Annotated in this window: 21 protein-coding genes; 7 read left to right on the top strand and 14 right to left on the bottom strand. The window is 56.4% G+C overall.

Annotated elements, in window-relative coordinates; genetic code table 11:
* The first annotated feature begins 72 nt into the window (after positions 1-72).
* Positions 73-1080, top strand: coding sequence for a tyrosine-type recombinase/integrase (locus GOX63_RS16065; RefSeq protein WP_170546400.1), 1008 nt, complete (start codon positions 73-75; stop codon positions 1078-1080).
* A gap of 540 nt (positions 1081-1620) precedes the next feature.
* Positions 1621-3132 carry a hypothetical protein gene (locus GOX63_RS16060; RefSeq protein WP_170546398.1) on the top strand — a complete coding sequence of 504 codons (1512 nt, stop codon included), beginning with the start codon at positions 1621-1623 and terminating at the stop codon, positions 3130-3132.
* Between the two features lie 917 nt (positions 3133-4049).
* On the opposite strand, the gene GOX63_RS16055 is transcribed toward GOX63_RS16060, so the two are convergent.
* The 6 genes from GOX63_RS16055 to GOX63_RS16030 all read right to left on the bottom strand — a co-directional run bounded on the left by GOX63_RS16055 (position 4050) and on the right by GOX63_RS16030 (position 12515).
* Positions 4050-5744, bottom strand: a complete 1695-nt coding sequence (locus GOX63_RS16055) for a CHAT domain-containing protein (protein WP_170546395.1) — start codon at positions 5742-5744, stop codon at positions 4050-4052.
* Positions 5741-6667, bottom strand: coding sequence for an HTH domain-containing protein (locus GOX63_RS16050; protein ID WP_170546392.1), 927 nt, complete (start codon positions 6665-6667; stop codon positions 5741-5743). Before GOX63_RS16050 ends, GOX63_RS16055 begins: the two co-directional genes overlap by 4 nt.
* A gap of 1130 nt (positions 6668-7797) precedes the next feature.
* On the bottom strand, positions 7798-9039 hold the full coding sequence (locus GOX63_RS16045) for a membrane dipeptidase (RefSeq protein WP_170327064.1): 1242 nt from the start codon (positions 9037-9039) through the stop codon (positions 7798-7800).
* A gap of 50 nt (positions 9040-9089) precedes the next feature.
* On the bottom strand, positions 9090-10268 hold the full coding sequence (locus GOX63_RS16040; protein ID WP_170546390.1) for a carbohydrate porin: 1179 nt from the start codon (positions 10266-10268) through the stop codon (positions 9090-9092).
* A complete protein-coding gene (locus tag GOX63_RS16035; RefSeq protein ID WP_170546387.1) occupies positions 10265-11014 on the bottom strand; it encodes a DUF3299 domain-containing protein in 750 nt (249 codons plus the stop codon). Before GOX63_RS16035 ends, GOX63_RS16040 begins: the two co-directional genes overlap by 4 nt.
* A gap of 73 nt (positions 11015-11087) precedes the next feature.
* Positions 11088-12515 carry an amidohydrolase family protein gene (locus GOX63_RS16030; protein ID WP_170546384.1) on the bottom strand — a complete coding sequence of 476 codons (1428 nt, stop codon included), beginning with the start codon at positions 12513-12515 and terminating at the stop codon, positions 11088-11090.
* Positions 12516-12636: 121 nt separating this feature from the next.
* On the opposite strand from GOX63_RS16030, the gene GOX63_RS16025 reads away from it, so the two are divergent.
* A complete protein-coding gene (locus GOX63_RS16025) occupies positions 12637-13611 on the top strand; it encodes an AraC family transcriptional regulator (RefSeq protein WP_170546381.1) in 975 nt (324 codons plus the stop codon).
* Between the two features lie 393 nt (positions 13612-14004).
* Positions 14005-15003, top strand: coding sequence for a LacI family DNA-binding transcriptional regulator (locus GOX63_RS16020; RefSeq protein WP_170327067.1), 999 nt, complete (start codon positions 14005-14007; stop codon positions 15001-15003).
* Here the strand turns inward: GOX63_RS16020 and GOX63_RS16015 are convergent, their stop codons facing one another.
* Positions 15004-16137, bottom strand: a complete 1134-nt coding sequence (locus GOX63_RS16015) for a Gfo/Idh/MocA family protein (protein WP_170327068.1) — start codon at positions 16135-16137, stop codon at positions 15004-15006.
* Positions 16138-16173: 36 nt separating this feature from the next.
* The gene (locus GOX63_RS16010; protein WP_170327069.1) at positions 16174-17277 is read right to left on the bottom strand and encodes a Gfo/Idh/MocA family protein; all 1104 of its coding nucleotides are present in this window, start codon (positions 17275-17277) and stop codon (positions 16174-16176) included.
* A gap of 113 nt (positions 17278-17390) precedes the next feature.
* On the opposite strand from GOX63_RS16010, the gene iolC reads away from it, so the two are divergent.
* The 3 genes from iolC to GOX63_RS15995 are packed head-to-tail and all read left to right on the top strand — an operon-like array spanning position 17391 to position 20053.
* Positions 17391-18371: a 5-dehydro-2-deoxygluconokinase gene (iolC, locus tag GOX63_RS16005; RefSeq protein WP_170327070.1), complete on the top strand. Its 981-nt coding sequence runs from the start codon at positions 17391-17393 to the stop codon at positions 18369-18371.
* A 9-nt stretch (positions 18372-18380) separates the two neighbouring features.
* Positions 18381-19217, top strand: coding sequence for a 5-deoxy-glucuronate isomerase (locus GOX63_RS16000; protein ID WP_170327071.1), 837 nt, complete (start codon positions 18381-18383; stop codon positions 19215-19217).
* Positions 19214-20053 (top strand): class II fructose-bisphosphate aldolase, encoded by an 840-nt coding sequence (locus GOX63_RS15995; protein ID WP_170327072.1) that lies wholly within the window; start codon positions 19214-19216, stop codon positions 20051-20053. Before GOX63_RS16000 ends, GOX63_RS15995 begins: the two co-directional genes overlap by 4 nt.
* Before the next feature lie 4 nt (positions 20054-20057).
* Here the strand turns inward: GOX63_RS15995 and GOX63_RS15990 are convergent, their stop codons facing one another.
* Genes GOX63_RS15990 through iolD form a run of 6 tightly spaced genes read right to left on the bottom strand, consistent with a single transcriptional unit; the run spans position 20058 to position 26431 of the window.
* On the bottom strand, positions 20058-20837 hold the full coding sequence (locus GOX63_RS15990) for a TIM barrel protein (protein WP_170327073.1): 780 nt from the start codon (positions 20835-20837) through the stop codon (positions 20058-20060).
* Positions 20838-20861: 24 nt separating this feature from the next.
* Complete coding sequence (locus GOX63_RS15985) at positions 20862-21620, bottom strand: SDR family NAD(P)-dependent oxidoreductase (protein ID WP_170327074.1); 759 nt, start codon at positions 21618-21620, stop codon at positions 20862-20864.
* A complete protein-coding gene (gene iolB, locus GOX63_RS15980) occupies positions 21617-22423 on the bottom strand; it encodes a 5-deoxy-glucuronate isomerase (protein WP_170327075.1) in 807 nt (268 codons plus the stop codon). Before iolB ends, GOX63_RS15985 begins: the two co-directional genes overlap by 4 nt.
* Positions 22424-22471: 48 nt before the next feature.
* Positions 22472-23653, bottom strand: coding sequence for a phytanoyl-CoA dioxygenase family protein (locus GOX63_RS15975; protein WP_170327076.1), 1182 nt, complete (start codon positions 23651-23653; stop codon positions 22472-22474).
* A 49-nt stretch (positions 23654-23702) separates the two neighbouring features.
* Positions 23703-24602: a myo-inosose-2 dehydratase gene (iolE, locus tag GOX63_RS15970; protein WP_170327077.1), complete on the bottom strand. Its 900-nt coding sequence runs from the start codon at positions 24600-24602 to the stop codon at positions 23703-23705.
* The gene (gene iolD / locus GOX63_RS15965; RefSeq protein ID WP_170327078.1) at positions 24599-26431 is read right to left on the bottom strand and encodes a 3D-(3,5/4)-trihydroxycyclohexane-1,2-dione acylhydrolase (decyclizing); all 1833 of its coding nucleotides are present in this window, start codon (positions 26429-26431) and stop codon (positions 24599-24601) included. The genes iolE and iolD overlap by 4 nt, the downstream gene beginning before the upstream one ends.
* Positions 26432-26495: the final 64 nt, after the last annotated feature.

Here is a 26495-nt window from a genome sequence, read left to right as displayed (position 1 = left end):
ATGAAACTGTGTCCGCTGCGCCTCCGCTGCACTTCGACAGAAAAGATGTCTCCAACACAGGAGATATGGGCCATGGCAACAATCGTAAAACGGCCTAGCGGAAAGTGGCAGGCGACGGTTCGGAAGGACGGGCAATCCCGATCCAAGTCCTTTCTAAAGCGTGCTGATGCGACGAAGTGGGCTCGTGAGACGGAGTTGAGCGCCGACAGGGGATTGCTAACCCCAGCCCTCAGTGTGGGTGCATCCGAGATGACGCTTGGTGAAGTGCTGCGAAAATACCGAGATAATGTCACGAGCAAGAAACGGTGCGCAGATAATGAAAGTTACGCAATCAACGGGTTCCTGCGTAAGTGCTCCAAGTTAGCCAGCAGGAAGGTCAGCAAGCTGCGATCCGCTGACTTTGTCCACTATCGTGACCAGCGCATTAAATCCATGAAGGCGGCGACTGTGGTGAGGGAGCTGGGTTGGTTGCAGCACGCCCTTGATGTCGCCTGTGAGGATTGGGGGCAGAACCTGCCACAGGGGAACCCAGTCAAGTCTGTCCGGCGGCCCAAGATCGACAACCGCCGAGAGAGACGATTGCGGCAGGGAGAATGGCAGGCTTTGCTGGAAGCCGTGAACCAAGCTCGGTCTCCGCTGATGAAGCCATTGCTGACGCTTGCTTTGGCAACCGGGATGCGCCGAGGGGAATTGCTGTCGATACAATGGAAGCATGTAGACCTTGAGCGTCGGACAGTATTCTTGCCCCAAACCAAAAACGGTCGCGCCCGTACAGTGCCTCTCAGCCCTAATGCCGTTGCCGTTTTGATGGACCTGCCACGCGGGAACGACCGGTGTTTGCCCCTGTCTGGTAATTCTGTGCGATTAGCCTTTGAGCGCCTCAGGCAACGGGCAGGCGTGGTAGACCTTACATTTCATGACATTCGACACGAGGCGGTGTCCCGCTTTGTTGAAAGCGGATTATCGTTGGCGCAGGTCCAAATGATCAGCGGACATCGGGATTTGCGGATGCTGATGCGTTACACCCACCTGCAGACCGATGACATCGTGGCAAAGTTGGCAGCCGTCGAACATGCCTAAAACGGCGTGATGCTGTGGAGGGTGGTCGTAGTCTCTCGATGCGTCAATTTTTGACCACCCTACTCCCTATCAAGCGACAACACTGCTCCCCTAGCCTTTCGGCTGTCCCTTGGCTGGCTTTCTGTCCCGCACACATTTGGAAATGGCATTAACCCTTCCTCTTGTGAACACACAGGCGCTAACCCTCCGTCTTGTGAACTAACAAGCGTTACCAATCCCTCATTTGAGCAAAACCCCTCCCTCAGTTGAGCATACAGGTTTCGCTTGGTCAGTGTTGATCGGGTCGCTTAGACGACTTGGCCTTCCTTCACTCCAATGCGAGTGGAGTAATCGGCAAGTAAGTATAAGTAAATAAACACTAAATCACGCTGACCTGTAAGCAAAGGTACTAAAAAGAGGGCTTTTGATCCCTCTAGTTTAGCCATTGCGTGTTCACCGGGATTTCCTCCCAGTCGCCCCAACGGGGCAGTTCCATTTGCTCGGTATCCACCAGAGCGCATTCCCCAAACTGGTCCAATGGACCGAACACAGGAGGCTTGAATGCCCCACATCACTATTGTCGACAAACCCTGTGGGTATGGCAAATCCACAGAAATCAACCGCAACTTCAAAAAGTCGGAAAAATACATAGCCGTTGTCCCGTATCTAAGTGAGGTGGAACGGTTCATCAAAGGTGCCCGAACGGGTTCCGATTTCATTCTGACACAGCCCATTTGCAACGGCGGCAACAAACGCGATCACTGCGAAAAGTTGATACGGGCGGGTAAGTCAATCGCTTGTACTCATCAACTATTCTACCGTCTCGGAACTCTGGCAACCCAAGACACCGGGGTTGCGAGATGTACTGAGTTCGACAGCCACGGCAAACCGACCATCGAAGTCGATCACTTGCTTAGTGGATACAATCTCATCATCGACGAGGTCGTAAACCCCTTCGAGGTGGACCAGACAATCCGAAAGATTGACTTTGATGCAGTTTACCTCGGTCTTGGCATGGCAGAAGAGGAGCCTGACGGACGTATTGTTCCAACAGAAAAGTGGGATGAGCTATACCGCATAGGGGACAAGACACTTAACCGATCACTATATGAAAAGGCCAAGTCGGGTGCACTTTATCGCATAAGCGAGAAGCTGTTCGTGCTCGCCATTCCCAAAGAACTCTTGCTCAAGCCCAAGTCCGTGACGATTTACACGTACCTTTCGGAAGGATCGGTGCTGCTGCAGTACCTGCAAAAACTGCGGAAAGACCACCCCGAATGCTTCACACTGGAGGTGGAGCGTCTGGATGCAGTAGATGAGGCAGCATGGCGAGAAGACGTTGCTAACGCGCTAACGGTTCTACCCATGCCAGAGATAGGGAGCCAAAAGTGGACACATTGCGCACAGCTAAAGTCGATCAAAACACATCGGGAGTGCTCTTCGATTGGTCAGAAGCTACGCAAGTTCAAGGATAGAGAACTGTATGGAGTAAACCTCAATACCGTTATGCTGACTTGTGCACGTGACCTGTGGCATGGGGCAGTAACAGGCCAAAAGCCAAAGGCAGGTAGGCTATCAAAGCATACACGGCTGTTCGGTCGCGCAATGAAGGAAGACGTGTACAACAAGGACACGGAGACCTTTGACGAGGAGTGGACCACAAACGGTGTCAGCTTTGTGCCCAACACTACACGCGGCACTAATGACCATGTCGGGTGCACAACAGCGGTGTACCTATATGATCAACACCCCAACCCACAACTGTTGACCTTCCTACGCATGAAACGCGACAGCAAGGAGGCTCGTAGGTTCTCGGATGCCTATGCGTTGACAGAACTGGTGCAGTGGCTATTCCGATCCGCAATACGGGTCGGAGGTCTAAACGGAACCGGTCGCGCCTACACTCCAAGGCATAGGGTAACACTCTACATGCCATCTCAGAGAATGCGGAATCTTCTGCTGAACTGGCTGCTGTCGGGTCAAGTCAATAGTGGACCCGTATGTGCGAAAGGTCCGAGACAGGTTGAGTTGCTTGCCCGGTTGGAGGGTCGTCAGGTGGCGGCAGTAGCCTAATGCCGTTTGACATAGCTGCGGAACAGACGTTCCTGACTCGTGAAGAGGCCGCCCTGTGCGGCCTTTCTCGTTTCTGGACGGGTCGTCCGTGTAAGTATGGGCACGTGTCCGAGCGGTACGTTAGCAATCGCCAGTGTGTGCAGTGCAATGCAGAGCAAACGGCGCAGCGAGATCGGAGATGTCGAGCAGTCGACCCATCTTACCGGATGTATAGGTCGGTACTAAACCGGTCGGGACAAGTGCTGATGGGGCGGGCGAGCCCGTCTAATTCGGTTGACTGCTCTCAGGAGGACTTGAAACAGCACATTGAGGCACGCTTCACAGACGGCATGACATGGGATCGGTATGGTCAATGGGAGGTGGACCATATTACCCCTCTCTCAGCTGCGCGGTCTTTGGAACACCTCATCGAACTTTGCCACTACAGCAACCTGCAACCTCTTTGGAAGCGGGACAACCTAGCAAAGGGCGGGGCGTAAGCCTCGCCCCTGCGGGATGTAATCTGTCTTCTTTGGGTGGGGCAGGTTCCATGAACTGTTCAAGCCAAGCCGAAGGTGAGCATTCAGGTCAAGCTGTGCTTAATACCGGCATCTTCGCGAAGCCTCGATTCCAGAAGTCCCCGTGCAGGCTCATTAGCTACCTTGAGCCGGTAGTTCGGCCTACTTTAACAAAAGTCACCTGCGGGCATCTCACCACGGCTGTCCTAGATGTCAGCTGTCAACGGCAGAGATTAGTAATTGTTTTCGGGCAACTCAGGCTGCTCGGCATATTAAGCTCTTTACGAAAAGCGGCAGTGCGCAGAAGTTCGCAACGCAAGTATTGTGCGAGATGAGAAGCATTAGGACCAGACATCTTAGTGGTGTCGTTGGAACCGGCAGGTAGGGCCAACCGCAGGTCCGGCCCGTACTCCAAAATTACTAGTTGCTGCCGGTGACAAACCTGTATTTCTTCGCTTCGCTTTCCATACCCAACAACTGCAGATCATTCAGCGCCAGATCGAATGCGCGGCGGTAAGGGTGGCCGTGCCGTAAAGCGCGATAGAAGGCTCTTGTGAAGGCAATCGCAGCGTCATCTCCAATGGCGACAGAACATCCAACCACGGCCTTAACATGGGCGCTTACCTGAGTTGCAATGCTCTCCGAATAGCAGGCGTTTAAGACGAGGCACTGAACGCTGTCGCTGAGCTTGACCAGCCCTTCGACAGCGGCGGCAGATACAGTAGCCATATCGCCATTCTTATCCTCGAAGCAAAGCAGTCCTGTGCCGCCGTGGCCGCTAAAATGCAGGATGTCGGGAACATTGTTCAAAACTTCCATTTGAACTTGGTCGGTCCTAACCGCCCAAGCGTGCGTCACAACAACATCCTGCTTGGGCTTTTCGACAAGCCTGATCTGCTCTTTGAGATCGCGTGCTTCTTGATCAAGCCGCAGAGGATCGCCTGCGTCCTTCGGGGATGCGCACATCATTAGCACGTTCACGGTCGGCAATTTTCTCTCCTCAATTAGTCGGGTCGTTAAAGGGTCGAGGTCGCCGCCGAACATATCAGGGGTGCCCTCCCTAAGGTCGTTGGCTTTCAGCTTTCCGAAAAGTGACGTGCCCTCGGCTCCGAGATAAAGCCGCTTCTTTAGCGTCGACTCGGCTTCAAACAACTCAAGTGCCTTTTCTTCATACGGACCACAAGTTGAACCATATCGGGCAAAGTGTTCGGCAAGCAATTCACGGACGCGAAGGCTTCCTTCAATATCGTACCAGTCCAAAGTCACACCTTCTAAGCCATCGTAGTAAACCGACTGCAAGCCCTTAGCGAGTCCCTCCCGAGCCTCGACCGTCGGCAAGTATGAACCTTTTTGAATAACTTCTTGGCGCTCTTTTAGGTCAACGATCTTTTCTGCGCCAAGCTGCAGCATCTTAGCTTGAACATTCGAAGGTTCGCTATCGAGATTGGCAAAAGGAATCCCCAAGTCGTGGATGCTTAGCCCATGGTTTTCAATCGCGGACCAGACCGAGTATTGCTTGACTACCCTGTTGTCGTGCTGACCCAAAGCCTTTACCAACTCCGCATTGGTATGCCTTGGATGGAACATGTTCTCAAAAGCTCTGTTCAGGCCGACAGTGATAAGTGCAAGTTTGAGAACCTCGTCGTCGGCTGCATCAACATCGATCTTGAACCCTGTTAAGTCGAGCTTCGAAGGCGGAACAATTTGTAGTGCAGCTAGTGTCTTGATTTCCGGCTGAACCGTACCAAGCGCATCGCACTCGTCCAGTTGCCCGGCGTAAAGCTTCGCGGCTGCCGCAACTGCGGCTGCAATAATCTCAGGATCACCAACCTGTTGTTGAAGCATCCGTTCAACTGAATGCATCGAGCCTGAACGAGTTCCCATCTGTGCTATGCAGTTTAAGCACCAGCGTGTCACTTTGGCGTCCTGTCGGGCGCTAAGCAATCCATTTATGGTAAGCTCTAAACCATTGCGAATGTCAGGCGCGAAGCGACCCCCGCTTCGGTAGGTCCGAGCGATTTCTTGAAGCGCCACCTTTTTTCTTCGGTCGTCGCCGTTTTCCAACTCGTACCGGATGAATGCCGCTTTTTCAGGGGGAACGTTCTTAATAGTCACTCTTCCGCAAACTCACGCGACACAATTCTGCGTAAGGTTGTTTTACTCCAAGGTTCAAAATCGTCAATGTTGTTGGGTTGAACCGAAAAATTTAGCCAACATGGGTCATTCAAGGATAATTTCCGAGTTGTCGGTTCAAACCAGTCTGGGCATATCCATTCGAGAACAATTAATAATACACTTACCCCGTCATCTCCCTCTGTCTCGAAAACAAAAAGGGGAGAAGGTTTTTTGGGGTTTTCCTCTAAAAAGGATTGTGACGACAAGTCTAAATCAAGCAAGAGTACTCGAAATGCATTTTCTGTCGCCCCGTAGTCTTCTTGAGAGAACAGTGACCTGTCACTAATTGTGACCGCACCCGGAAACCCAATAGTCCTCTTGTTTGCAAAGGCCTCACGGTCGTCGCGATATCTACCTATTCGATAAGATAGTACTTCGTCATTTCGCCTAACGAGTGAGAATGTCCAAACGGTTGCGTACTCAGAATTCCCAGACTGAGGCAGGTAGCGAATGGCTTCCTGTCGCTCAGCCTCAGCGAGCATTTCGACAATATCACTATTGCCTGTCGTGTTACGCCAATTCTTGAGAAACTTCCGGCTGATCCCGAGCGCATTATCATTCTGCAAGTCGCGGGTTCTTCTTCGTGCTGGAAATATCTCCTTGAATTTATCGGGGATATCCGGGTCAGACATCAACTCGCTTAGAAAGAACTTTCCCGGTTCAGTCCGATAAAATAGCGATGTAGACCGATGGTGAAGAATATCTTCGCTCAAACGTGCTTGGAGCGTTTTGTGCTGAGTTTTCCCACGCAGGTGCTCGGGAACAATCTGAGCTCGATAGGCGGCGTTCAGAATGCCTTTCGCAGACATCGGTCTGCGGGACGCGCGAAGTACCTTGTGTGCTATATCGAGATACGAGTCCAAAACACCTACCTTCCTAAATTCGACGATAGGTATTTAGTTGGGCTTTCTCAAGCTGAACCATGCGGCACGTAGACCAACGTCTGCGGCAAGTTCGAACTGTCACAAATCGCGTACACTAAAGGTGCTTCGAAAGTCCTGATTGGGTTAGACGGACGAGTCCCGCTACGCTGCTCAACGTAGCGGGGCAATGGATGGGATGGCGCCACCAAGGAAACCCGCTCCGAACGACACTGCGAATTCATGAAGAGCTTCGTGGACGGACTTAGACAGGTTGATGTTGGCATTAACGTTTGACTTTTTTTCCATAGTGGAACTCCTTTCTTTGCTGGCACCCTTACGTAGCAAATGTTTCGAGGCGATGATTAAAACCAGAAAAAACGAAGCGAGTCCTGATAACACCAGAGGAGTTGAACCCCCCACCATCCCCAGAGACCCAAGGGTCCCCAACTGAATGACGATGTGAACATGGGCGTTCACGAGTTCCTAGTCAAGGCGGCAACTGGCGACAATTGGCGTTGGCTTGTTGGCTAGCACCTAGATGAATGCACGGTGATATTTGCGAACGGTTTCAGTGCCGGTGCTGAATATCCGTGACCGCCTGCGCTTTTAAAGCAGGGTAGGCTCAGTAGAAGAATTTACGGTGCATTTTTTCGAGGGGGCATCTAACAACAATGCGTCGACAATTGCCCCCATACCCCCTTTTGATACGACGATGACCGCTGCATCTCCGCTGCACATGGGCTGCAGTTGTCGCTCCAATACCGGGATCAGTTCTGCATAGCACACTCTCCTGAGCTTGAGCTTTCCTATAAAGTGTGAAAGGATCAAGCCACTGACAACACTAGACATCTTTTCTATGGGTGTCGGTGGCGAAAGTAGAATACAGCACCTTGTTGCACGTGCGGATTAGGGTAGAGCGCTTCGTTTACACCGAAGATGTCGGGAGTTCGAGTCTCTCATCACCCACCATCAAACAGCCCTTGTTTTACTGGCGTCCTTTAAAATAAGGATGATCCGCTGCCGCTCGGAGTACATTGCGGGAGTACATCATGGGTCGTTTAGTCATGCCAAATCCAACACTGATCAAAGGCTCGTATTGGCATCTATCTTCTTTGGCAAGTTTCTCAAATTTATCGAGAATAGAACCCATCACGAAGCTCTTGCCTTAGGCGCAGACGTTCTGGGTATTCTTTCAGGAATTGTTCGGGTGGTTTGCCTTCCCAAACTTGTGCATAAACCCGCATCTTGTTGCCGCCATAAATCTTTGCAAGGTCTTCGTTTGAATAGCCACGCGCCCAAAGGTCATCCGTTATCGCAGCAAGGATTTTGGCAAGTTCACCGTTGCCGGTAGCCCCTTTATTGAAGGCATCGATCATGTAGCCGCCATCGTCGTACATGCTTGCGTTAGCAGTTGCGAACTGCACGACGAGTTCGAGTGAGAACATGTCATCCGTTGCGATCCCAACATGGTCGACTCCCAAAAGTTGGACGTAATAGTCGATCATATCGGCAGCCTGCTTGGGCGAGATGTCCTCGGGCCAAACACCGTCCATCATCCATTCTGTGAATGTCGGAGAAATATAACCGCCCGACTTGGCCGCACGCAGCGCTTCATCGTCGGGAATGGCCCGGTAACAACCGCGTGGCGTGGCGTAGGGTTCGTTGGCGTAAAGACCAGCAGGGACAGAGTGGGTGTAAACATAGGGCACGCCGGGATAGTTTTCGTCCATGTAGTCCATGGCATCGTTGGCCGTTTTGGAACCTGTATGGCTCAGGTCCAGCAGGATGCCGAACCTCACCATTTCATCGATCACCGACTTCCCCCAGGGTGTCAGACCGATGTCGCGCCCGTTGTAGGCCGCCAACTGCCCCGAGCCGGTACGGAAAATGTCGTTGTAAGCCAGGATCATACTCTTGATCCCCATATCCTTGAGCAATGCCATCTTCTTGAGGTCGCCATCCAGTATCGTGGCGGTTTGGCTGTTCCAGATGACTGCCGTCTTACCTTGTATATGGGCAGCCTCGATATCGCGGGTTTCATTCACGATGAGATAATTTTCCGGTTGCTGTGCCATCGCCGCGCGGAAGTGGTAGTGCTGCTCAAGCAAGGTATCGAAGGACATATCCGCCGCGGCCAAAGTCATCTCATGCCCTGTAATGCCGTTGTCCCGAGCACGTTCAAAGTAAGTGTGGAGCTGCTCATATTCGGTCCAGCCAGTACCATAAGGGCTCGCCAACATGCCAAGGACGATCGTGTCATGCACAAATTGCTTCGCCTCGTCTGACGCGTCCCATGTCTTACTTTCTTCACTGGCGTGCAGTGCGCCACCGAAGGCGATCACTATGGCAGTTGCGGCCAACAGGGTCTTCATGGCGAATCCTCTCTTATTCGTTTGGTTCTGGCCGCTGCTGCCAACCAGCATCAGAAAACGATCCGGGTTCGTATGCCGAACAGAGTGATGTTATCCTGATTGGGGTTCAAAAGCGGGTCGGAAATGAACTGCACCGATGGTGTGATTTGCAGTCCGGGTGAGATTGAAAAGCGATAGAATGCTTCAAGCGTGAATTGGTCACTGTCTACGCCTCTTGCTTCGGCCCAGTTCAGACCCAACCCGGCCAGGTCAGTATTGCGGCCGTAGTAACCCAGCCCGGCAGAAACGGATCGATCATACAGTGCCGCCGTCCCCTTTGAAGCCCCTGCCCGAAAGAACGGCATCCATTTATTGTCTAAAAACCATGCCGCTGAAAACGCAGCACCGTAGTCTTCTGGACGGCTACCATCGTCAGCTGCATCCGCATGCCAGAGGGTCAGGTGGATATTGTCGAAGTAGATGCGATCAAAGCCGGAAGTGTAACCAAGCTCAAGTGATTTGAAGAGATTGCCATCGCTAAACACGTCAAAGTTTGGATCAGACGGATCTGCGTTTGCGTCTGAGACGCTCGCAACGGCGTAGAAATTTTCGCTCAGCTTTAACCCACCGGCAATACCAAGGCCTTGATTGGGCGTGTTAATTGTCGGGTTTGTGTTGAACGACAGGTTCTGGAAACTACTGTAGGGGCTGACCAAACCATAAATATCCACGAAGTCAGTCACGTCGATCTGACCGATTTGCAGTGTCCAAGAGCCGTCTCCGGCTCTTTGGGTCCAAAACAGGTTGGTTAGCAGCAAACCATTATCGTTGAACGCTGTTCCTGTGATCGAAAGGGCTCCGCCATCCAGCCCGAGAAACTGTGGGGCAACATCGGTGTAACTGTGCCGGTCTTCGATCTTGAATGTCAGAGAACCACGTTCGGTGGCCTGCCAACTACCGTAGAACCGAACGATACCACTGGCCGCTTCGCCGGTGCCCAGATCCGAATTCGTGGTCTGACCCAACGCCAGGTAATCTATGTTGAAGCGAAACCCGCTATCGGCCAACCGGTCTTTCCACCGGAACCAACCCGGTGCGATGTTGCGCGGAAAGTCCGAACGATATTGTGGATCGGTCAGCCCATCTCCGGGTTCCAGGTCAGCTTGGACCGAAGAGGGTCCGGACAGTCCTTGCGCCGAGACCGAGCCAGCGGATGCAATGACCAGTGCAGCGAGCAGGTTTCTGATCATTCCGAAGCTCTTTCCCCACCCGTTTTGCGATCCATCGCAGCCCGGATGCGATCAGCGGCGCTCTGTTCCATTTCGCGTCTGTCATTTTCACTGCCTAATGTTCTGACAGCTTCGACTTCCAGATCGAATGTGGCGCGTAGCGGCATTAGGCCATCGACGACCATGACTTGGCGCTCGGATGGCTCTATGTTCAGTCTTCCGGTTAACTGAACGGGTTCATGTACGTATGAGGGCGCCCATCCGTCTTTCAAACGTACTCTGATCATCTGATTGGGTGGCGGTGGTGGCAAATGGCTGCACATCCCTCGCTCAGGAACCAAATACGCGGTTGCAACTCCGGTATCGTCAATCGGACCGGGTATCGCAAATCCGGCAACTGTCACTGTTTGTCCATCCAGTTGGGGGTTTCCTGCCCATGCGGCTTCTTTTCTACGTTCTGCGACCAACCACCTCTGCGAGAGAAGCCACGCTACATCAATATCGGCTTGGGCTAACCGTTCTTCCGTTTCAGCAAGACGGGCCTTGTACTTCTCTCGCTCTTCAAGGGGTATTTCTGGCTTCTCGAGGCGTTGGCGCAAACGTACGACCATGACTAAGTCATCCATTTGATCGTAGCTCAAATCCTCGAAAGGATCTTCAAACGCTTGCGCGGATACGTCTACAAGATCAGCCCAATCGAGATTGACTTCGGCGTCCACTGTCCCGGCAACACCTATCGACATCAAAGCTGCAAAAAGTAATCTCATTGAGGCTTCCTGACTGTCATCGTGCCGACGCGCAGATGTCCTGATGGCCCGCGCGTCGCATGTGGGGGATCACCTATCGCGACAAATACGCGTTACGATTTGGGTTGATTGGCCGGAATGCGGGCGCGTTTTCGTCAGGCAGCCAGTTCTTGTAGACGAGGCCATCCTTCATAACGAAGTCCACGTTACCGCGCAGAACTGCGTCAAGGTCTTCCAGCGGGTTGCCGTCCACCAAGATGATGTCAGCGTAAGCACCCTCTTGGATCACGCCCAATGGCCCATCCTTATACTTGCTCATCTCGCCGCTCCAACTCAGAACTTCGGCGGCGTTCGATGTGGCGGTCTGCAGCGTTAGCAAGTTGTTGTTGGCAATTTTATTGAACCAAATCAGGTTTTCCGCCTGACGACCCACATCGGGCCCGAACATGTCGCCACCTGTGACGATCAGCACATCGTGCTTCAAAGCCCATTCAAACATTTGCTTCGCGCCAGCATTCACAGCACGCGCCTTGTTTTTCTGATCGGCGGAAAAGAACGTGATACTCTCGGGGTCCGCGAAAGCCTCCAACGACATGACCGCTTGGGCTGACAACGCGACACCCTCATTTGCCATGCGAATTATGGTTTCCTCGGACACAAGAAAATTGTGCTCGATTGTCCGTACTCCGGCATCGATGGCCCGATTAACGGAACGGTCGTGATAGGCGTGAACAGTCACATAGCTGCCGTAGTCTCGCGCGACTTCGACGATAGCTTCCATTTCCTCTACGGACATTTGCGTCATGTGAAGCGGGTCGAATTCACTCGCGACACCGCCCCCGGCCATCACCTTGATCTGCGTAGCACCGCCCCGGAAATTGTGCCGCGCCGCGCGCCGCGCTTCGGTCACACCATCCGCGATGTAGGACCAACCGTGTTTCTCAAGGTCATCCACGGTTCCCGGCATGTCATTGAAGAAGCCGATGTCACCATGCCCACCAGTTTGACTGATGACACCACCACTAGGATAAATGCGAGGGCCGGGGATAACGCCATTGTTCACGCCCTTAGCGATGCCAAGCACATTGCACCCAGTGTCGCGCGTCGTTGTGAACCCCTGATCGAGGTAGTCGATTAAGACAAGAGACGTATAAGCACCTGCAAGCATCTGGTCGTAATCGGTGCGCGCCCAAGGAATACCATCGCGCAGACAAAGGTGTGAATGCATGTCGATCAAGCCGGGCATCAAGGTGCGGCCTTCTCCATCAACCTTGAACGCATCAGGAGCATCGACTGGGTCTGCAGAAACGGCCTTTATCAGATTGCCTTCAACCAGCACCGAACCGTTTTCGACGAGTTCACCGTCCACTCCGTTGAAGATGTTCACGTTCGTAAAGAGAACTTGTCGAGGCGTCTGTTCCTGAGCCTGCGAAGGCGTCAAAAAAGAAAAGGAAGCCGCTACAAAAGCTGCTGCGACGATCGATGCTTGCAAGCTGGACATAAATACTCCCTTCACATTCATGTTTTGCCAACTGTAGTTCGGAAAATTTTGGCTCGGTTGCCACTTTTGAATTAGGATGTTCGAATGTGATTGCAAAAATGGCCACTAAGCCAGACGACTAATCGCTCCAAGGGTGACGCGCATGCCTTTCAACTCCACCTCTCAAGAGCATAGCGAGGGCTTTATTCGCCTCGCATTAGCGGCCCCTTTTTTACAGTATCTCACTGACCGCGAGATCGATCCGCAACCAGCCCTGGATCAGGTCGGCTTGAAAGCCGAACTGTTGTCTGACCCATCTGTCTACGTCCATTCAGAGCTGGTCTACGGTCTGTTAAATGCCTTCTCGGACTTGTCAGGGGATCGATACCTTGGCCTGAATGTAGGAGAGACATTTGACCTGCAGGGATGGCCCCCCTTCGCTCAAGCCCTGCAATCGTCAAGGACGCTGTTCGAGTTTTTCACCCGTTTCGTGGGACTTGTACCGCAGGAGTCCAACTCTGTGCGGCACAGCCTTGTCATCGAAGCAGACAAAGCAACGTATCGTATCGAGAGGCAACAGGAGCCAACTGTCCCACCCATTCAGGTTACCGGTTTTGGTGCTGCAATATATGTACGGCTATTGCAAACCGTCGTTGGAGGTTCCTGGGATTCTTCCCGTGTGCGATGGGAAAGCAGATACATTAATGGACTGCCTATCGACTACAAAGGGATCGAAGTTGGTCTTGGAACTGATCCCGGGATGCAAATTAGTTTTCCCGTGGAATGGTTGTTTTTGCACCACGGCACACAGGATTCTACCATGCCCATAACCTCGCCTCGACAAGATGAAGAAGTAACCGTGGTGGCTGCTTTGCGATCTGTCTTACGAGAAAAACTGGATGAAACAGAATTGGGGCCGGAGGCGGTGGCCGGATTGCTGGGAATACAGCCGGAGCGGTTTCTGAAAGCGCTTCAGCAGCAAGGTACAACGCTACCTCGCGAAATCAAGCGGCTGCGCGTCGATGTTGCCAAAGAGCACCTCAAAGAAGACAAGATGACAATTACCGAGATCGGTCTGATGCTCGGCTACTCAGACAAGTCCCATTTCACCCGCTTTTTCGAGGCCAGACCGGAATGACACCGACCAAGTTCCGCCTTGGTTCGTAATTCCATTGGTAAGTTTTGGATTGGCTGTCCATGACTTGCCCAACATGAACCGACAAGAAGATATCGCAACCTTTAAGCCGCTGACAGCTCTAGATTTATCTCCAAGAGCGTACTGATTGCGGCAGTGAAAAAATGCACCTTGTTGCACGTGCGGTTTGGGATAGAGCACTTCGTTCACATCGAAGATGTCGGGCGTTTGAGGCACTCATCACCCACCATTTGCCCGTTCGAATCGCGCAAATGACACGGGGCCTGCGAAATTTGAGCCCGACGCTTGCAACCGATTGCAAGTTTTGACCGTTGCCGCGTAGTATTCCGCCATGAAATTGCTTGCCAGCCTTCCCCCGATCCGCGGGCGCCAGTCATGAGTGTCACCCTGAAAGATGTCGCCGCATTGGCGGGCGTGTCGCGCTCGGCCGTTTCGCGCACCTTTACCGAGGGCGCTTCGGTGTCCGCCAAGACCCGCAGCAAGGTTGAAAAGGCCGCGAAAGAGCTGGGCTACAGCCCCAACGCGCTGGCCTCGTCGCTGACCACGGGGCGGACCAAGCTGATCGGACTGATCTCGAACAACTTCCACAACCCGATTTTTCTTGAGGTGTTCGACCAGTTCACCCGCGCCCTGCAGGAACGCGGGCTCCGGCCGCTGATCGTGAACCTGACGGACGAGACCGAACCGGCTAATTCGGTGCGGATGCTGCGACAATATTCGGTAGATGCCGCCATCGTTGCTTCATCGACCTTGCCGCCCAGCTTTGCCAAGGCGTTTCATGACGCCGGCGTGCCGGTGGTGCATACCTTCGGCCGGTCGGCCACCTCGCCCGAAGTGCACGTCGTGGGGATCGACAACGTGGAATGCGGTCGCATGGCGGCGCGAGAGCTGCTGGCGCGCGGCTATAAACGCGTGGGGTATCTGGGCGGGCCGCAGGATGCGACCTCGGCAATGGACCGGTATCGCGGCTTTATGGAAGAGGTTGAAAAGCACCCCGACCTTGAGGTCTCGCATTCCTTCGCTGGGGCCTATTCCTTTGAGGCCGGGCGCGCTGAGATGCTGCGCCTGCTGGCGGAAACCCCCGCCGAGGGGTATTTCTGCGGGGACGACATTCTGTCCATCGGCGCGCTATCGGCCCTACGCGATCACGGGCTGAAACCGGGGACTGATATCGGCATCATTGGTCTGAACGACATGGAGATGGCGCGGTGGGAAAGCGTCGACCTGACCACCATTCATCAGCCAATCAAGCAGATCATCACCTCGTCCGTCGATCTGGTCGAGGAGATGCTGAAAGACCCCAAACGCTATCCGGAGGCACGGATTTTCCCCTGCCGGGTGATTGAACGGGGCACATTGCGGCCCCGCCCCTGATCAACGGAACATCGGCGGGCGCGCGTCTTTCCAGGCGCCGTCCGCTTTGCCCGATGCCACGGCCGCGTGCACTGCGGCAATCGAGCGGACCCCGTCGGACGCGCCGGGCAGACCGTCACGGGCCTCGCCCCGTATCGCATCGGCCAGATCGCAATAGATGTTCGCGACCGCCAGCGGAAACCCTTCGGGATGCGCGATTGCCACGCGGGACAGGCGCTGCACCTCGTCATGCAGACCACCCTCGCCTTTTTCGATGATTTGAGTGCGTCCACCAACGGGGGTATAGATCAACTGGTTGGGTTGTTCCGAGGCCCAACGCAGACCGCCGGTTTCACCAAACACCTGAATGTCGAAACCATGCTGCCGGCCTATGGCCACGGATGAGGTCCACAGGCGGCCCACAGTGCCACCCTCCATCCGGAAATTGATCATGGCGTCGTCTTCCAACTCGCGGCTGGAAATGGTCGAGGCCATGTCGGCGGACAGGGTCTTTACCTCGTCATCGCAAATGAAGCTGGCCATGTGCAGCGCATGAATGCCGCAATCGGCGAACTGGCCCGAAACCCCCGCCATCGCCGGATCATACCGCCAGCGCACACGAGGATTGTCGGCGTCTGTGGCGTCGCCGTGGTGGCCGTGGCTGAAATTGGTGACGACCAGACGTACCTTGCCAATATCGCCCGCCCGCACCATCGCGCGGGCCTGCCGCACCATCGGATAGGCGGAGTAGCAATAGTTGACCGCGCAGATTTTGCCCGAGGCCTCGGCCACGCGGACAATCTCTTCGCCCTCTTCCACGGTCATGGTCATCGGCTTTTCACACAGCACATTGAACCCGGCCTCAAGGAACGCCTTGGCAATTTCGAAATGGGTCGAGTTCGGCGTGGCAATTGTCACCAGATCAATCCGGTCGGGTCGGTCTTTTTCACCCGCCAGCATCTCCTGCCAGTCGCCATAGGCGCGGTCAGCGGCCACGCCCAGCCGCTGCGCATATTCCCGGCCCACGTCAGGGCGGTGATCCAGCGCACCGGCTGCGAATTCGAACATGCCGTCCGCCTGAGCCCCCAGACGGTGTGCGGGCCCGATCTGGCTGCCTTCGCCACCACCAATCATGCCCCATTTCAGCTTTGCCATGGTAATTGTCTCTCTTAGGTGTTTTGCCGTTTGCGATCAGAAATCGCGGATGTTTTGCCATTGCCGCTGCTGTGACGACATCAGCGCCGCAGCAACGACACGGTTGACCTCGTGTCCGTCATGGAAGGTCGGCCAGATCGGCTGTCCGGTATGGATCGCCTGCAGGAAATCCTTGGCCTCGATGATGATCTGGTCCTGATATCCGGTGCCGTGGCCCGGACCCTGACAGAAGGGTTCGTAGTCCGGATGCGCCGGGCCGGTCAGGATCTTGGTAAAGCCGCGCTGTGCCTCGGGACCTTCGTGGCGATAGAACCACAGGGCGTTCTGGTCTTCCTGATCAAATCGCAGCGCGCCCTTGGTGCCCGAAACCTCGTAGGCGTAGCCCATCTTGCGGCCTGTCGCGACGCGGCTGACATGGATGTTACCCATGGCGCCGCTTTCGAACCGACACATGATCTGCGCTTGATCGTCATTGTCCACGGTGCCCCCGGGGCGGGTGCGGTGAACGGTTTCGATCTCAGCCATGACCTCGGCAATCGGCCCCATCAGCGCCAGTGCGCCGTTGATCATATGCGGTGCCAGATCGCCCATCGTGCCGTTGGCCATGCCGGTTGTGCGCCACGTGGCCGGGGCCTCGGGGTCGGCATAGAAATCTTCGGTATGCTCACCCCGGAACCATGTGATGTCACCCAATTCCCCCTTGGCGATCAGGGTTCGCGCGTATTGCGTGGCGGGGGTGCGGGCATAGTTGAAGCCAACCATATTGGCGGCACCGGCCGCCTCGGCCGCAGCCACCATTGCCGCACCATCCGCCATCGACGCGCCCAGCGGTTTTTCGCACAGCACTGGCTTGCCCAGGGCAAAGGCCGCTTCGGCGATCTGGCGGTGGGTGTTCTGGGGCGAGGCGATGACGACGGCCTCGACTGCCGGGTCGTTGACCAACACCCGCCAATCCTCGGTCGCGCGGCGGAACCCATAGGCCGCCCGATACCGTTCGGCGCTTTCGGGGCTCGAGGCGCAGATCATCTCAAGACGTGGACGCAGCGCCGTGTTAAACACCGCCCCCACAGCCGACATGGCAACCGAATGGGCCTTGCCCATATAGCCGCCACCTACAATTCCAATTCCGATTTCAGGCATCTGTCACGGCTCCGAACATATCATTTGCAACCGGTTGCAAAATGAGTATCGTGTGAATCGATTCAACGCAAGGTCCAAACTTTGCCGACCCCAGCTTGCCGGAGGAATATGACGTGAGCGCTTTGATAGACGGTATCAAAGGAAACCGGTTCGCCGTGTTCGGGCGTGCGGGCATGGACATGTTCGCCGATCCCATTGGCGTCAAAAGCGAAGATGCTGATACGTTCCACGCCGATCTGGGCGGATCGTCGGCCAATATCTGTGCGGGTCTGGTCAAGCTGGGCAGCCAGGCGTCACTGGTCACCTCGGTCTCAGACGATGCAATTGGGCGATTCTGCCTGAATCGCCTGCGCTATTATGGCGTCGACACGTCCAATATCCGCGTTGTCGGCGGCGAATACCGCATGTCGCTGGCGGTCTATGAAAGCCGGATCGAGAACTTCCAAAACGTCATCTATCGCAATGGGGCCGTCGATTTTCAGGTCACCGAAGAGGACGTGGACAAGGTCGACTATTCCGCCTTCTCCGCCGTGATCTCGGCGGGCACCGTCTTTGCTGCCGAGCCGTCACGCAGCGCCACCTTTCGCGCCTTTGACAATGCCCGTGCAGCCGGGCTGCCGGTGATCTTCGACATCGATTACCGCCCCTATAGCTGGCCCTCGCCCGAAGTGGCCGCCGACGTTCTGTCGCGCGCCGGGGAAGCCAGTGACCTGATCGTCGGCAATGACGAAGAGTTCGGTTTCATGGCCGGAGGTATCGAAAAGGGTTTCGCCAAGGCCAAGGAACTGGCGGAAAAACCGGGCCGAATCGTTATCTACAAGAAAGGTGAACAGGGCGCGGTGACGCTGGTGGACAGTCAGGAAATCTGCACCGGCATCTACCCTGTCACCGCCATCAAACCCAACGGCGCGGGCGACAGTTTCATGGCTGGTCTGTTGGCGTCGATCGCGGCGGGGCATTCGCTGAAAGACGCGGTCATGCGCGGATCAGCATGTGCCTCGATCGTTGTGTCTCAGCCCGGTTGCGCCCAGGCGATGCCAACAACAACACAACTGGACTCATTCCTTGCCGATCACCCCGGCCCGACCACATAGGAGGCTCCCATGCATATCGCGCCCTATGACAACCAGAACAAACCCATCGTTGATACCGACGACCCCACGGTGCCGCTGAACTATTTCAACATCGTCAAACTGCGCCGCGGCGAGGCGTTCGAGTATCAAGTACCGGGCTATGAAACCTGTATCGCGCCCGCCACCGGCAGCGTGGATGTTGATGTCGAAGGCGTACAATTCGCCAAACTGGGCAACCGGGGCGAGGATGTCTGGGATGGCGAACCCGAAGGTGTTTACGTCCCGGTCGGTGCCAAGGCGCGGATGGTTTGTGTCTCGGACGAGGCCGAGGTGTTCATCGCGGGCGCCAAATACGACAAGGTGCTGGAGCCCTTCGATGTGCGAGAACATGACCTTGTGCAATACGGCAGCGACGACACCAAAACCCATCGCAAGATCAAGCACATCCTCGGCCAGAAACAGCATGACAAGGTCGGACGCCTATTGGTGAGTGAGCTGTTCACGGTAGGCCAAGGCGGCTGGTCCGGCTTCCCAAGCCACAAGCACGACACCAACCGTCTGCCGGATGAAAGCCGCCACGACGAGACCTACAACTTCCGCTTCAAACCCAATTGGGGGTCCGGCCTGCAGATGCTGCAGCGCGAGGACAATGAACCGGGCGATGCCTATCACATCGTCGACGGCTCAACGATCTGCATCGACAAGGGCTACCACCCCTGCTGCGTGCTTCCGGGATATGAGATGTACTATTTCACCATCCTCGGCGGTCTCAGCCAGCGCTCGCTGGTGCAGTATTTCCAACCGACCCATGCCTATCAGATCGAGACCATTCCGGGCATCAAAGACATGATCGCGAAATTCAAATGACCCTTGTCACGCTGAAAGACGTCCTGACCCCCGCTTATGAGCAAGGCTATGCCGTAGGCGGCCTTGTCACCCTGGGCTGGGAAGACATGCGCGCTTATGTGGCCGCGGCCGAGGCCGAAAACGCCCCTGTGATCCTGCAGGCTGGCCCCAGCTGCCGCGAACACACGCCGCTGCCCGTTCTGGGCAAGATGTTCCGGCATCTGGCCGAGAACGCCTCGGTTCCTGTGGTCGCCCATCTGGACCACGGCTATACGTTTGAGGAATGTAAGATCGCGCTCGACAGCGGGTTCACCTCGTTGATGTTCGACGGCTCACGCAAATCGCTGCAGCAGAACATCGACGAGACAGCCGCGATTGCGGAAATGGCCCATGCAGCCGGGATTTCCTGCGAGGGTGAGATCGGTTTTGTCGGCTATTCCGGCGGTGAAGGCTCAAACGGCACCGACCCGGCCGAGGCGGCGCAGTTCGCGCGGAAAAGCGGCGTGGATGCGATGGCCATCTCGGTCGGCAACGTCCACCTGCAACAAAACAAGGAAGGCGGTCTGGACGAGGACCGCATCCGTCAAATCGACGCCATGACAGAGGTGCCCCTGGTGATCCATGGCGGTTCTGGCGTTCCGATCGAGCAGCGCAAGCGCCTCGCCCGCGAGACCTCGATCTGCAAATTCAACATCGGAACCGAGCTGCGCATGGCCTTCGGTGCCGCACTGCGCAAAGCGGTGAACCGCGACCCAGATAGGTTCGACCGTGTCACCATCCTGAAAGAGACCCACGACCCGGTCGAAGCTGCTGCGCGCGCCGTGATCCGTGCCTTTGGAGCGCCGCCGCAGAGATAGGCCGTCAAAGAGAAAATGCGCTCTGGAAGGCTTCGAGCGCTTCTTCCGGATCGCCTGCCGCAAAGGCCTCCATTCCTACGGGTCCACGATAGCCCATATCATTCAACGCCCGCGCAACAGCGGCATAGTTGACTTCACCGCTCCCGGGTTCACATCGGCCCGGGTTATCGGCAACTTGAACTTCTCCGATCCAGGGCAAGCACTTCTCGCACCATCGGATAAGATCACCCTCGCCGATTTGCGTGTGGTAGAGGTCGAGGTTGATGCGCAATTGAGGACGATCAATGGCTGAGACCAGCGCCAACACATCCGCTGTCGAACCAAAGGGGCATCCGGGGTGATCCAACAGGTTCAGGTTTTCCAGCGTGAACACCATGCCCTCTTCTTCGGCCAGATCGCAGATGCGGTGTAATGTGTCCTGCGCCTTTAACCACATCGCTCCAGTTACGGTTTTGTGCTGCCAGATTGGGATACCGCCATCGCCTAAACCCGTTCCGTGCAAGTTCAGACGATCCACACCCAAACTTTTGCCGATCTGCACTGTTTCGCGCGCAGATTTCAGCAACATATCTGCGCCTTCGTCATCCGCAAGACGGCCTTCGAGATAGCCGTTCATGATCGTGAAATTCGCGCCGACGCGTTCGAGTTTATCGAGATCCCACTCAGGCCAGTTCCACAGACCTACACCGAATCCCATTTCCGTCAGGCGTGCGGCGCGCCAATCGATTGGCTTATCCAGCCAAAGCATTTCGGCACAGGCTGCCAGTTGGAATGGTTGGGACATGCTAAACCTCAGAATATGGGACGGTCAGATCGAGCCACCCTCAACCATGAAATTCCCCGCACTGCACATGGCGGCATCATCCGAGGCCAGAAATACCACCATCCGCGCCACATAGACCGGGTCAATCGGATCGGGCAGGCATTGGCGGTCGACCTGTTTGGCCAGCGCCTCGGGCGTGACCCAGAGGTCCTTCTGACGCTCGGTCATGATCCAACCGGGCACCACCGTGTTCACGCGGATACGGTGGTCGCCCAGCTCGCGCGCCATAGTCCGGGTCAGGCCATGCACGGCGGACTTGGCGGTGGCATAGGCCGGGAAGCCCGCGCCCGCCTCCCACCACGAGTTCGAGCCGAGGTTGATGATCGATCCACTACCCCGTTCGATCATCGCGGGGGCGACAGATTGGATGGCAAAGAACATGTGGCGGATATTGGTCGCCATGCGCTCGTCCCAGTAATCCGGCGTTACCTCGCGCCAGTCGTGCCGGTCATCATGGGCGGCGTTGTTGACCAGAACATGCGCTGCGCCCAATTCTTCCGACAGCTGGTACAGGGCCTCACGCAGCGCTTCAATGTCGCGCAGGTCGCATTGTGAAAAGGCGTGTTCGCCGTCCAGTTCCGCCAGCAGCGCGTGCCCGGCATCCGCGTTGATATCCAGAAAACCGACTTTCGCCCCCTGGGCCGCAAAAGCGCGAACCGTTTCGGCGCCGATACCCCCTGCCCCGCCAGTGATTATGACGGTCTTGCCGTTCAGGCTGGGATAGGTGGCAAAATCTCGGGTCATCCGTCACGCTCCATGATCCATTCGACCTCAGGGGCCGCAACAAAGCGCCATTTCCGCAGAGGTCCGGCCATGACGTTCAGATAATACATCTCAAACCCATAGGGCGCGCCGCAAGGGTGATGGCCGCGCGGGACGGTCACAACATCGCCATCGGACACGGCCATCGTCTCATCCAACTGGCCGTCATCCGTGTAGACCCGCTGGATGCCGAAGCCGTTGGCCGGGTTGAGGCGGTGATAATAGGTTTCCTCCAGATAGGTGATCCGGGGATAATCATCCTCGTCATGGCGGTGGCTGGGGTAGGACGACCAGTGGCCGTTGGGCGTAAACACCTCGGTCACCAGCAAGCTGTCGGCATAGTCCTCGTTCTCCATCGCGATATTGTTGATGTAGCGCGTGTTTACGCCCTTGCCACGCTCGGTCAGGGTAATGCCGTCGGGGCCGATCCGCCGGGCCTGATGCCCGCCTTTGCCGGGGGCCGAGCAGACCGCGATGACGCAGTCAGTTTCGGCGACGGCCTCCCACTCGGTTCCGTTCGGCAGGTACAGGCAATGCGGCGGCGTCTTTTCGAACACGTTCATCCGGTCGCCCAGAACGCCCCAATCCTGCCCGGCCCCGGTGATCTGTGCCTTGCCTTCGACCATGACCAGAATAACCTCGCGGTCGCCGGTCGCCTCAACTGCGGTATCGCCCGCACGCAGGTGATAGAGGCCGAAACCGACATATCGCCACCCTGCACTGGCCGGAGTAATGTCGTGGACCTTGCCGCGGGTTCCGAACGGTTTCTTGAGCAGGTCTGCCATGGTGTCGTCTCCTTGATGGGTGGGCGAACGGCGCACCCCTGTGTTGTTTCAGGCAGCTTGCCTTGCCTGCAGGGCCGAGAGCACATCGGCCAGTTGCGTCTCGCTCCAGCCTTCCGAAACCGCCTGGCACAGGATATCCGCCTGACTTTCCGGCGCGTTGCCCCCGATCGGAGGATCCGTATCCAGATTGGTCGGGAAGGGATAGCCTTCGGCGGTGGCCGCGATCGCCGCATCAAGCTCCGAGGCGCTCAGGTCACCGCGCTGTTTCAACGCAATCAGATGGGGGAACACCGCCTGCGACATGGCACGCCGATCTACCGCTTCCATCGCGCGCCCGAAGGCCGAGGAAATTTGCAACAAGTTCGCCATGCGGTCTATATCTGCGCTGCTGTTTTCTCCGGCAGCATGGAATAGTGCGGGATTGAAGAACACCGCATCGCCTTTTGACAGCGGCAGCTGGATATAGCTGTCTTCGAAATGGTCCCGATGCGCGGGATCGTGAAATGCCAGATAGCCCGACGGGTAGAGCTGCGAGAAAGGCATCAACTTGGTCGGGCCGCTTTCCACCGGCATATCGCAATGGGCAACCGCCCCTTGCAACGTCAGTGCAGCGGTCAGATAGTGGGCATGAGCAGGATATCGGGCGGCGCTGTCGGCACTTTGGAAACCCAAATGGTAGTCCCTGTGTGCCTGCTGCGCTTTACCCCCCGGACGCACCTGATTGACCTGCGCGGTCATCTGATAGTTCGGGCCCAGCCACGCTTCGCAGACGGCTGCAATCGCTGTGTTCGCGAAATACAGCGCAAAACCTTCCGGGTCGCGCAAGCATTGCTTTTGCAGCGCGTTCCAAATCCGGTCATTCGCGCCCGAGGCGGCAAAATGATCGCCCTCTCCCGCACCGCTTTGACGTTCTTCGTCGATGATCTGGCGGAACACTTCGGTGGCCCGGTCGATTACCGAAGTATCTTGGTACGCCGCTTTTAGGACGATCACTCCGGCTGATTTGCTCAGAACCCAGCCCCATTCCGCCAGCAAACCCTGACGTTCGTCGGCCTGCCCCAGCACTGGGCGCAGGGTCTGCATGTCATAGACAGGTACGTTCTTTTCAACCGACGCGGCATGGGGCACCGCATCAGCCGAAAGGTTCTGAGAGGTCAACACCTTGAATTCATCCAGATCGCAGGATTCTCGATCGAAATAGCCGACGTATCCAAGGTCTTGATGCACCATGACATGCTCCTTTCTCATGGCTTTTGGTGTTGCGTCTTTGCCCGGCGAGTTACGCAGTGATCTCTAATCCTGCCTGTCCGCAGACATCGACGATATGGTCGTAGCCCTTCTTGGAAAATTCGTAAGGCGGCGCCTTGGCCGGGTCCTGTTCGGCCTCGACCACGATCCAGCCCTCGTAATCCATCGCCTTGAGCGCATTGGCGACCGCCTGAAAATCGATGCAGCCATCGCTGGGCACGGTAAAGGCCCCGGCGATCACCGCATCCAGGAAGCTGCGATTATTCTCGCGCGTGTCCTGCACGATGGGCGGACGGATATCCTTGAAATGCACGTGATGCACCCGGTCGCCCCAGCGGTTCAGGGTCGCCATGACATCGCCGCCACCGAACAGCAGGTGGCCGGTGTCGAAACACAACTTCACCTCGGGACCCGTCCCCTCCATCAGCCAGTTTACGTCATCCTCGCTTTCGATGATCGTGCCCATGTGGTGGTGATAGGCCATCGGCATACCCTGATCAGCCATCCATTTCGCCAGCTCGGTCAGCTTGGCCGCGTAAGCCAGAACCTCATCCTTGGACAGTTTGGGGCGGTCATTGACCGGCGTCCCGATCTGACCCTGCACTGTGTTGGAGCACTCGGCATAGACGATGCAGGGGCTGTTCAACGCCACGAACTGCTCGACCTGCTCGCGGACAGCCTCACGCTCGGTCGCGAAGTCATTCACCAGCGTATTGCCCGAACACCAGCCGCCGCAGAGCGCGATATCGTTGCCATCCAGATAAGCGCGCAGCCCTTCGGTATCGCTGGGCATCCGCTGGCCGCGTTCGACACCGATATAGCCGATCTCGCGCGCCTCTTTCAGCGCCTGCTCCATGGTATAGGCCGCCGTCAGATCCGGCAGATCGTCATTCTGCCATGCGATCGGAGAGATCCCTATTTTCACACTCATTTGGTGTTTCTTTCCTTGATGGCGACTTCATAGGCCGCGCGTTTTTCATTCACTTCGGGGCGGATGCTGACCTCGGGCACGGCCACTTCCCACCACGTGCCGCCGTATTCAGTCGAGGGGTACGGGTCGGTATCGATGACCACCACGTAAGGCCCTTTGATGTCACCGCGTTTGGCTAGTGCGTCTTCAAGCTCGGCAATCGAACTGACCTTGACCGAGGTTGCCCCCATCGCCGCTGCGTGTGCCGCAAAGTCGATGGTCGAGGGCGTTTCGTGAAACGCGTGATCCAGCAGGTTGTTGAACTCTGCCCCACCGGTGCCCATTTGCAGCCGATTAATGCAGCCAAAGCCGCGGTTGTCGGTGATCACAACAGTGAAGGAAATCCCCATCATTGCCGCCGAGGCCATTTCCGAGTTCGCCATCATATAGGTGCCGTCACCGGTAAAGCAGATCACGTCACGATCCGGCTGGGCCATCTTGATGCCCATGGCGCCCGCGATCTCATACCCCATGCAGCTAAAGCCGTATTCCATGTGATAAGCGCCGGGGCGCGGTGCTTTCCACAGCTTGTGCAGCTCACCCGGCATGGTGCCCGCCGCACACATCACAACCGTGTCGTCATGCGAGGCACGCTGCACCGCGCCAACCACCTGCATGTCGGTGGGCAGAGCGTTGCCGTCACCCGGCGCGTCGGTCAGCTTGTCGACCTTGCCGAACCAGTCCGCTTTCAAAGTGTCGGCCACCGGGTCGGCGCGGAATCCCTGCAAGGCAGATCCCAACTCCTCAAGCCCGACGCGGGCATCGGATTGCAGCGGCATGGCGCCGTGTTTCTCGGCATCATAGGCGGCGGTATTCAGGCTGATCATCTCACGCTCGGGGTTCGAGAACAGGCCCCACGAGCCGGTGGTGAAATCCTGAAAGCGCGTACCGACGCCCAGCACCAGATCGGCCTCGGCACAGACGTCGTTGGCGGGTTCGCCGCCGGTCACGCCGATGGGACCAAGGTTCAACGGATGATCCCAGGCCAGCGCGGATTTGCCAGCCTGTGTTTCTGTGATCGGAATGTTGTGCGTTTCCACAAAGCTCTGCAGCGCATCAGTTGCACCCGAATAGTGCACCCCACCCCCCGCGACGATAACCGGGCGTTTGGCCGCCTTGATCGCCGCAACGGCACGGGCCAGTTCGCCCTCATCAGGACGGATGCGGCGCTGATACCAAACGCGCGGTTCAAAGAAGCTTTCGGGATAGTCATAGGCCTCGGCCTGCACATCCTGACAGAAAGCCAGCGTCACCGGTCCGCAATCGGCCGGGTCGGTCATGGTCCGGAAGGCGCGCGGCAAGGCGGTCAGCAGGTGTTCGGGCCGGGAAATTCGGTCGAAGTAGCGACTGACGGGCTTGAAACAGTCATTGGCGCTAAGCGTGCCGTCACCGAAATTTTCGATCTGCTGCAACACCGGATCGGGGCCTCGGGTTGCAAACACGTCACCCGGCAGGAACAGAACCGGCAGTCGGTTCACATGCGCCAGCGCCGCCGCCGTGACCATATTCGTGGCTCCCGGCCCGATCGAAGACGTAACGGCCATAGTCCGTGTACGGCGCATCTGCTTGGCATAGGCAATCGCGCAATGCGCCATCGTTTGTTCGTTATGGCCACGATAGGTCGGCAAGCTGTCTTTGACAGCGTGCAATGCCTCACCCAGCCCTGCTACGTTGCCATGGCCGAAAATGGCCCAGACACCTGCGATGAACGGCTCTCCGGCCTCGTTCATCTGCGCACCCAGATAGCGCACCAAAGCTTGCGCTGCGGTCAGTCGGACTGTCTTGCCCATAGTGATCCCTTTTCAACACAAGGCCGTATTGGCCAATCCTGCAATTTCGTAAGGTTGGGCCACC

This window comes from Ruegeria arenilitoris (assembly GCF_013031355.1).
Classification (GTDB): domain Bacteria; phylum Pseudomonadota; class Alphaproteobacteria; order Rhodobacterales; family Rhodobacteraceae; genus Ruegeria; species Ruegeria arenilitoris_C.
This window is presented reverse-complemented; position numbering and strand designations above follow the sequence as displayed.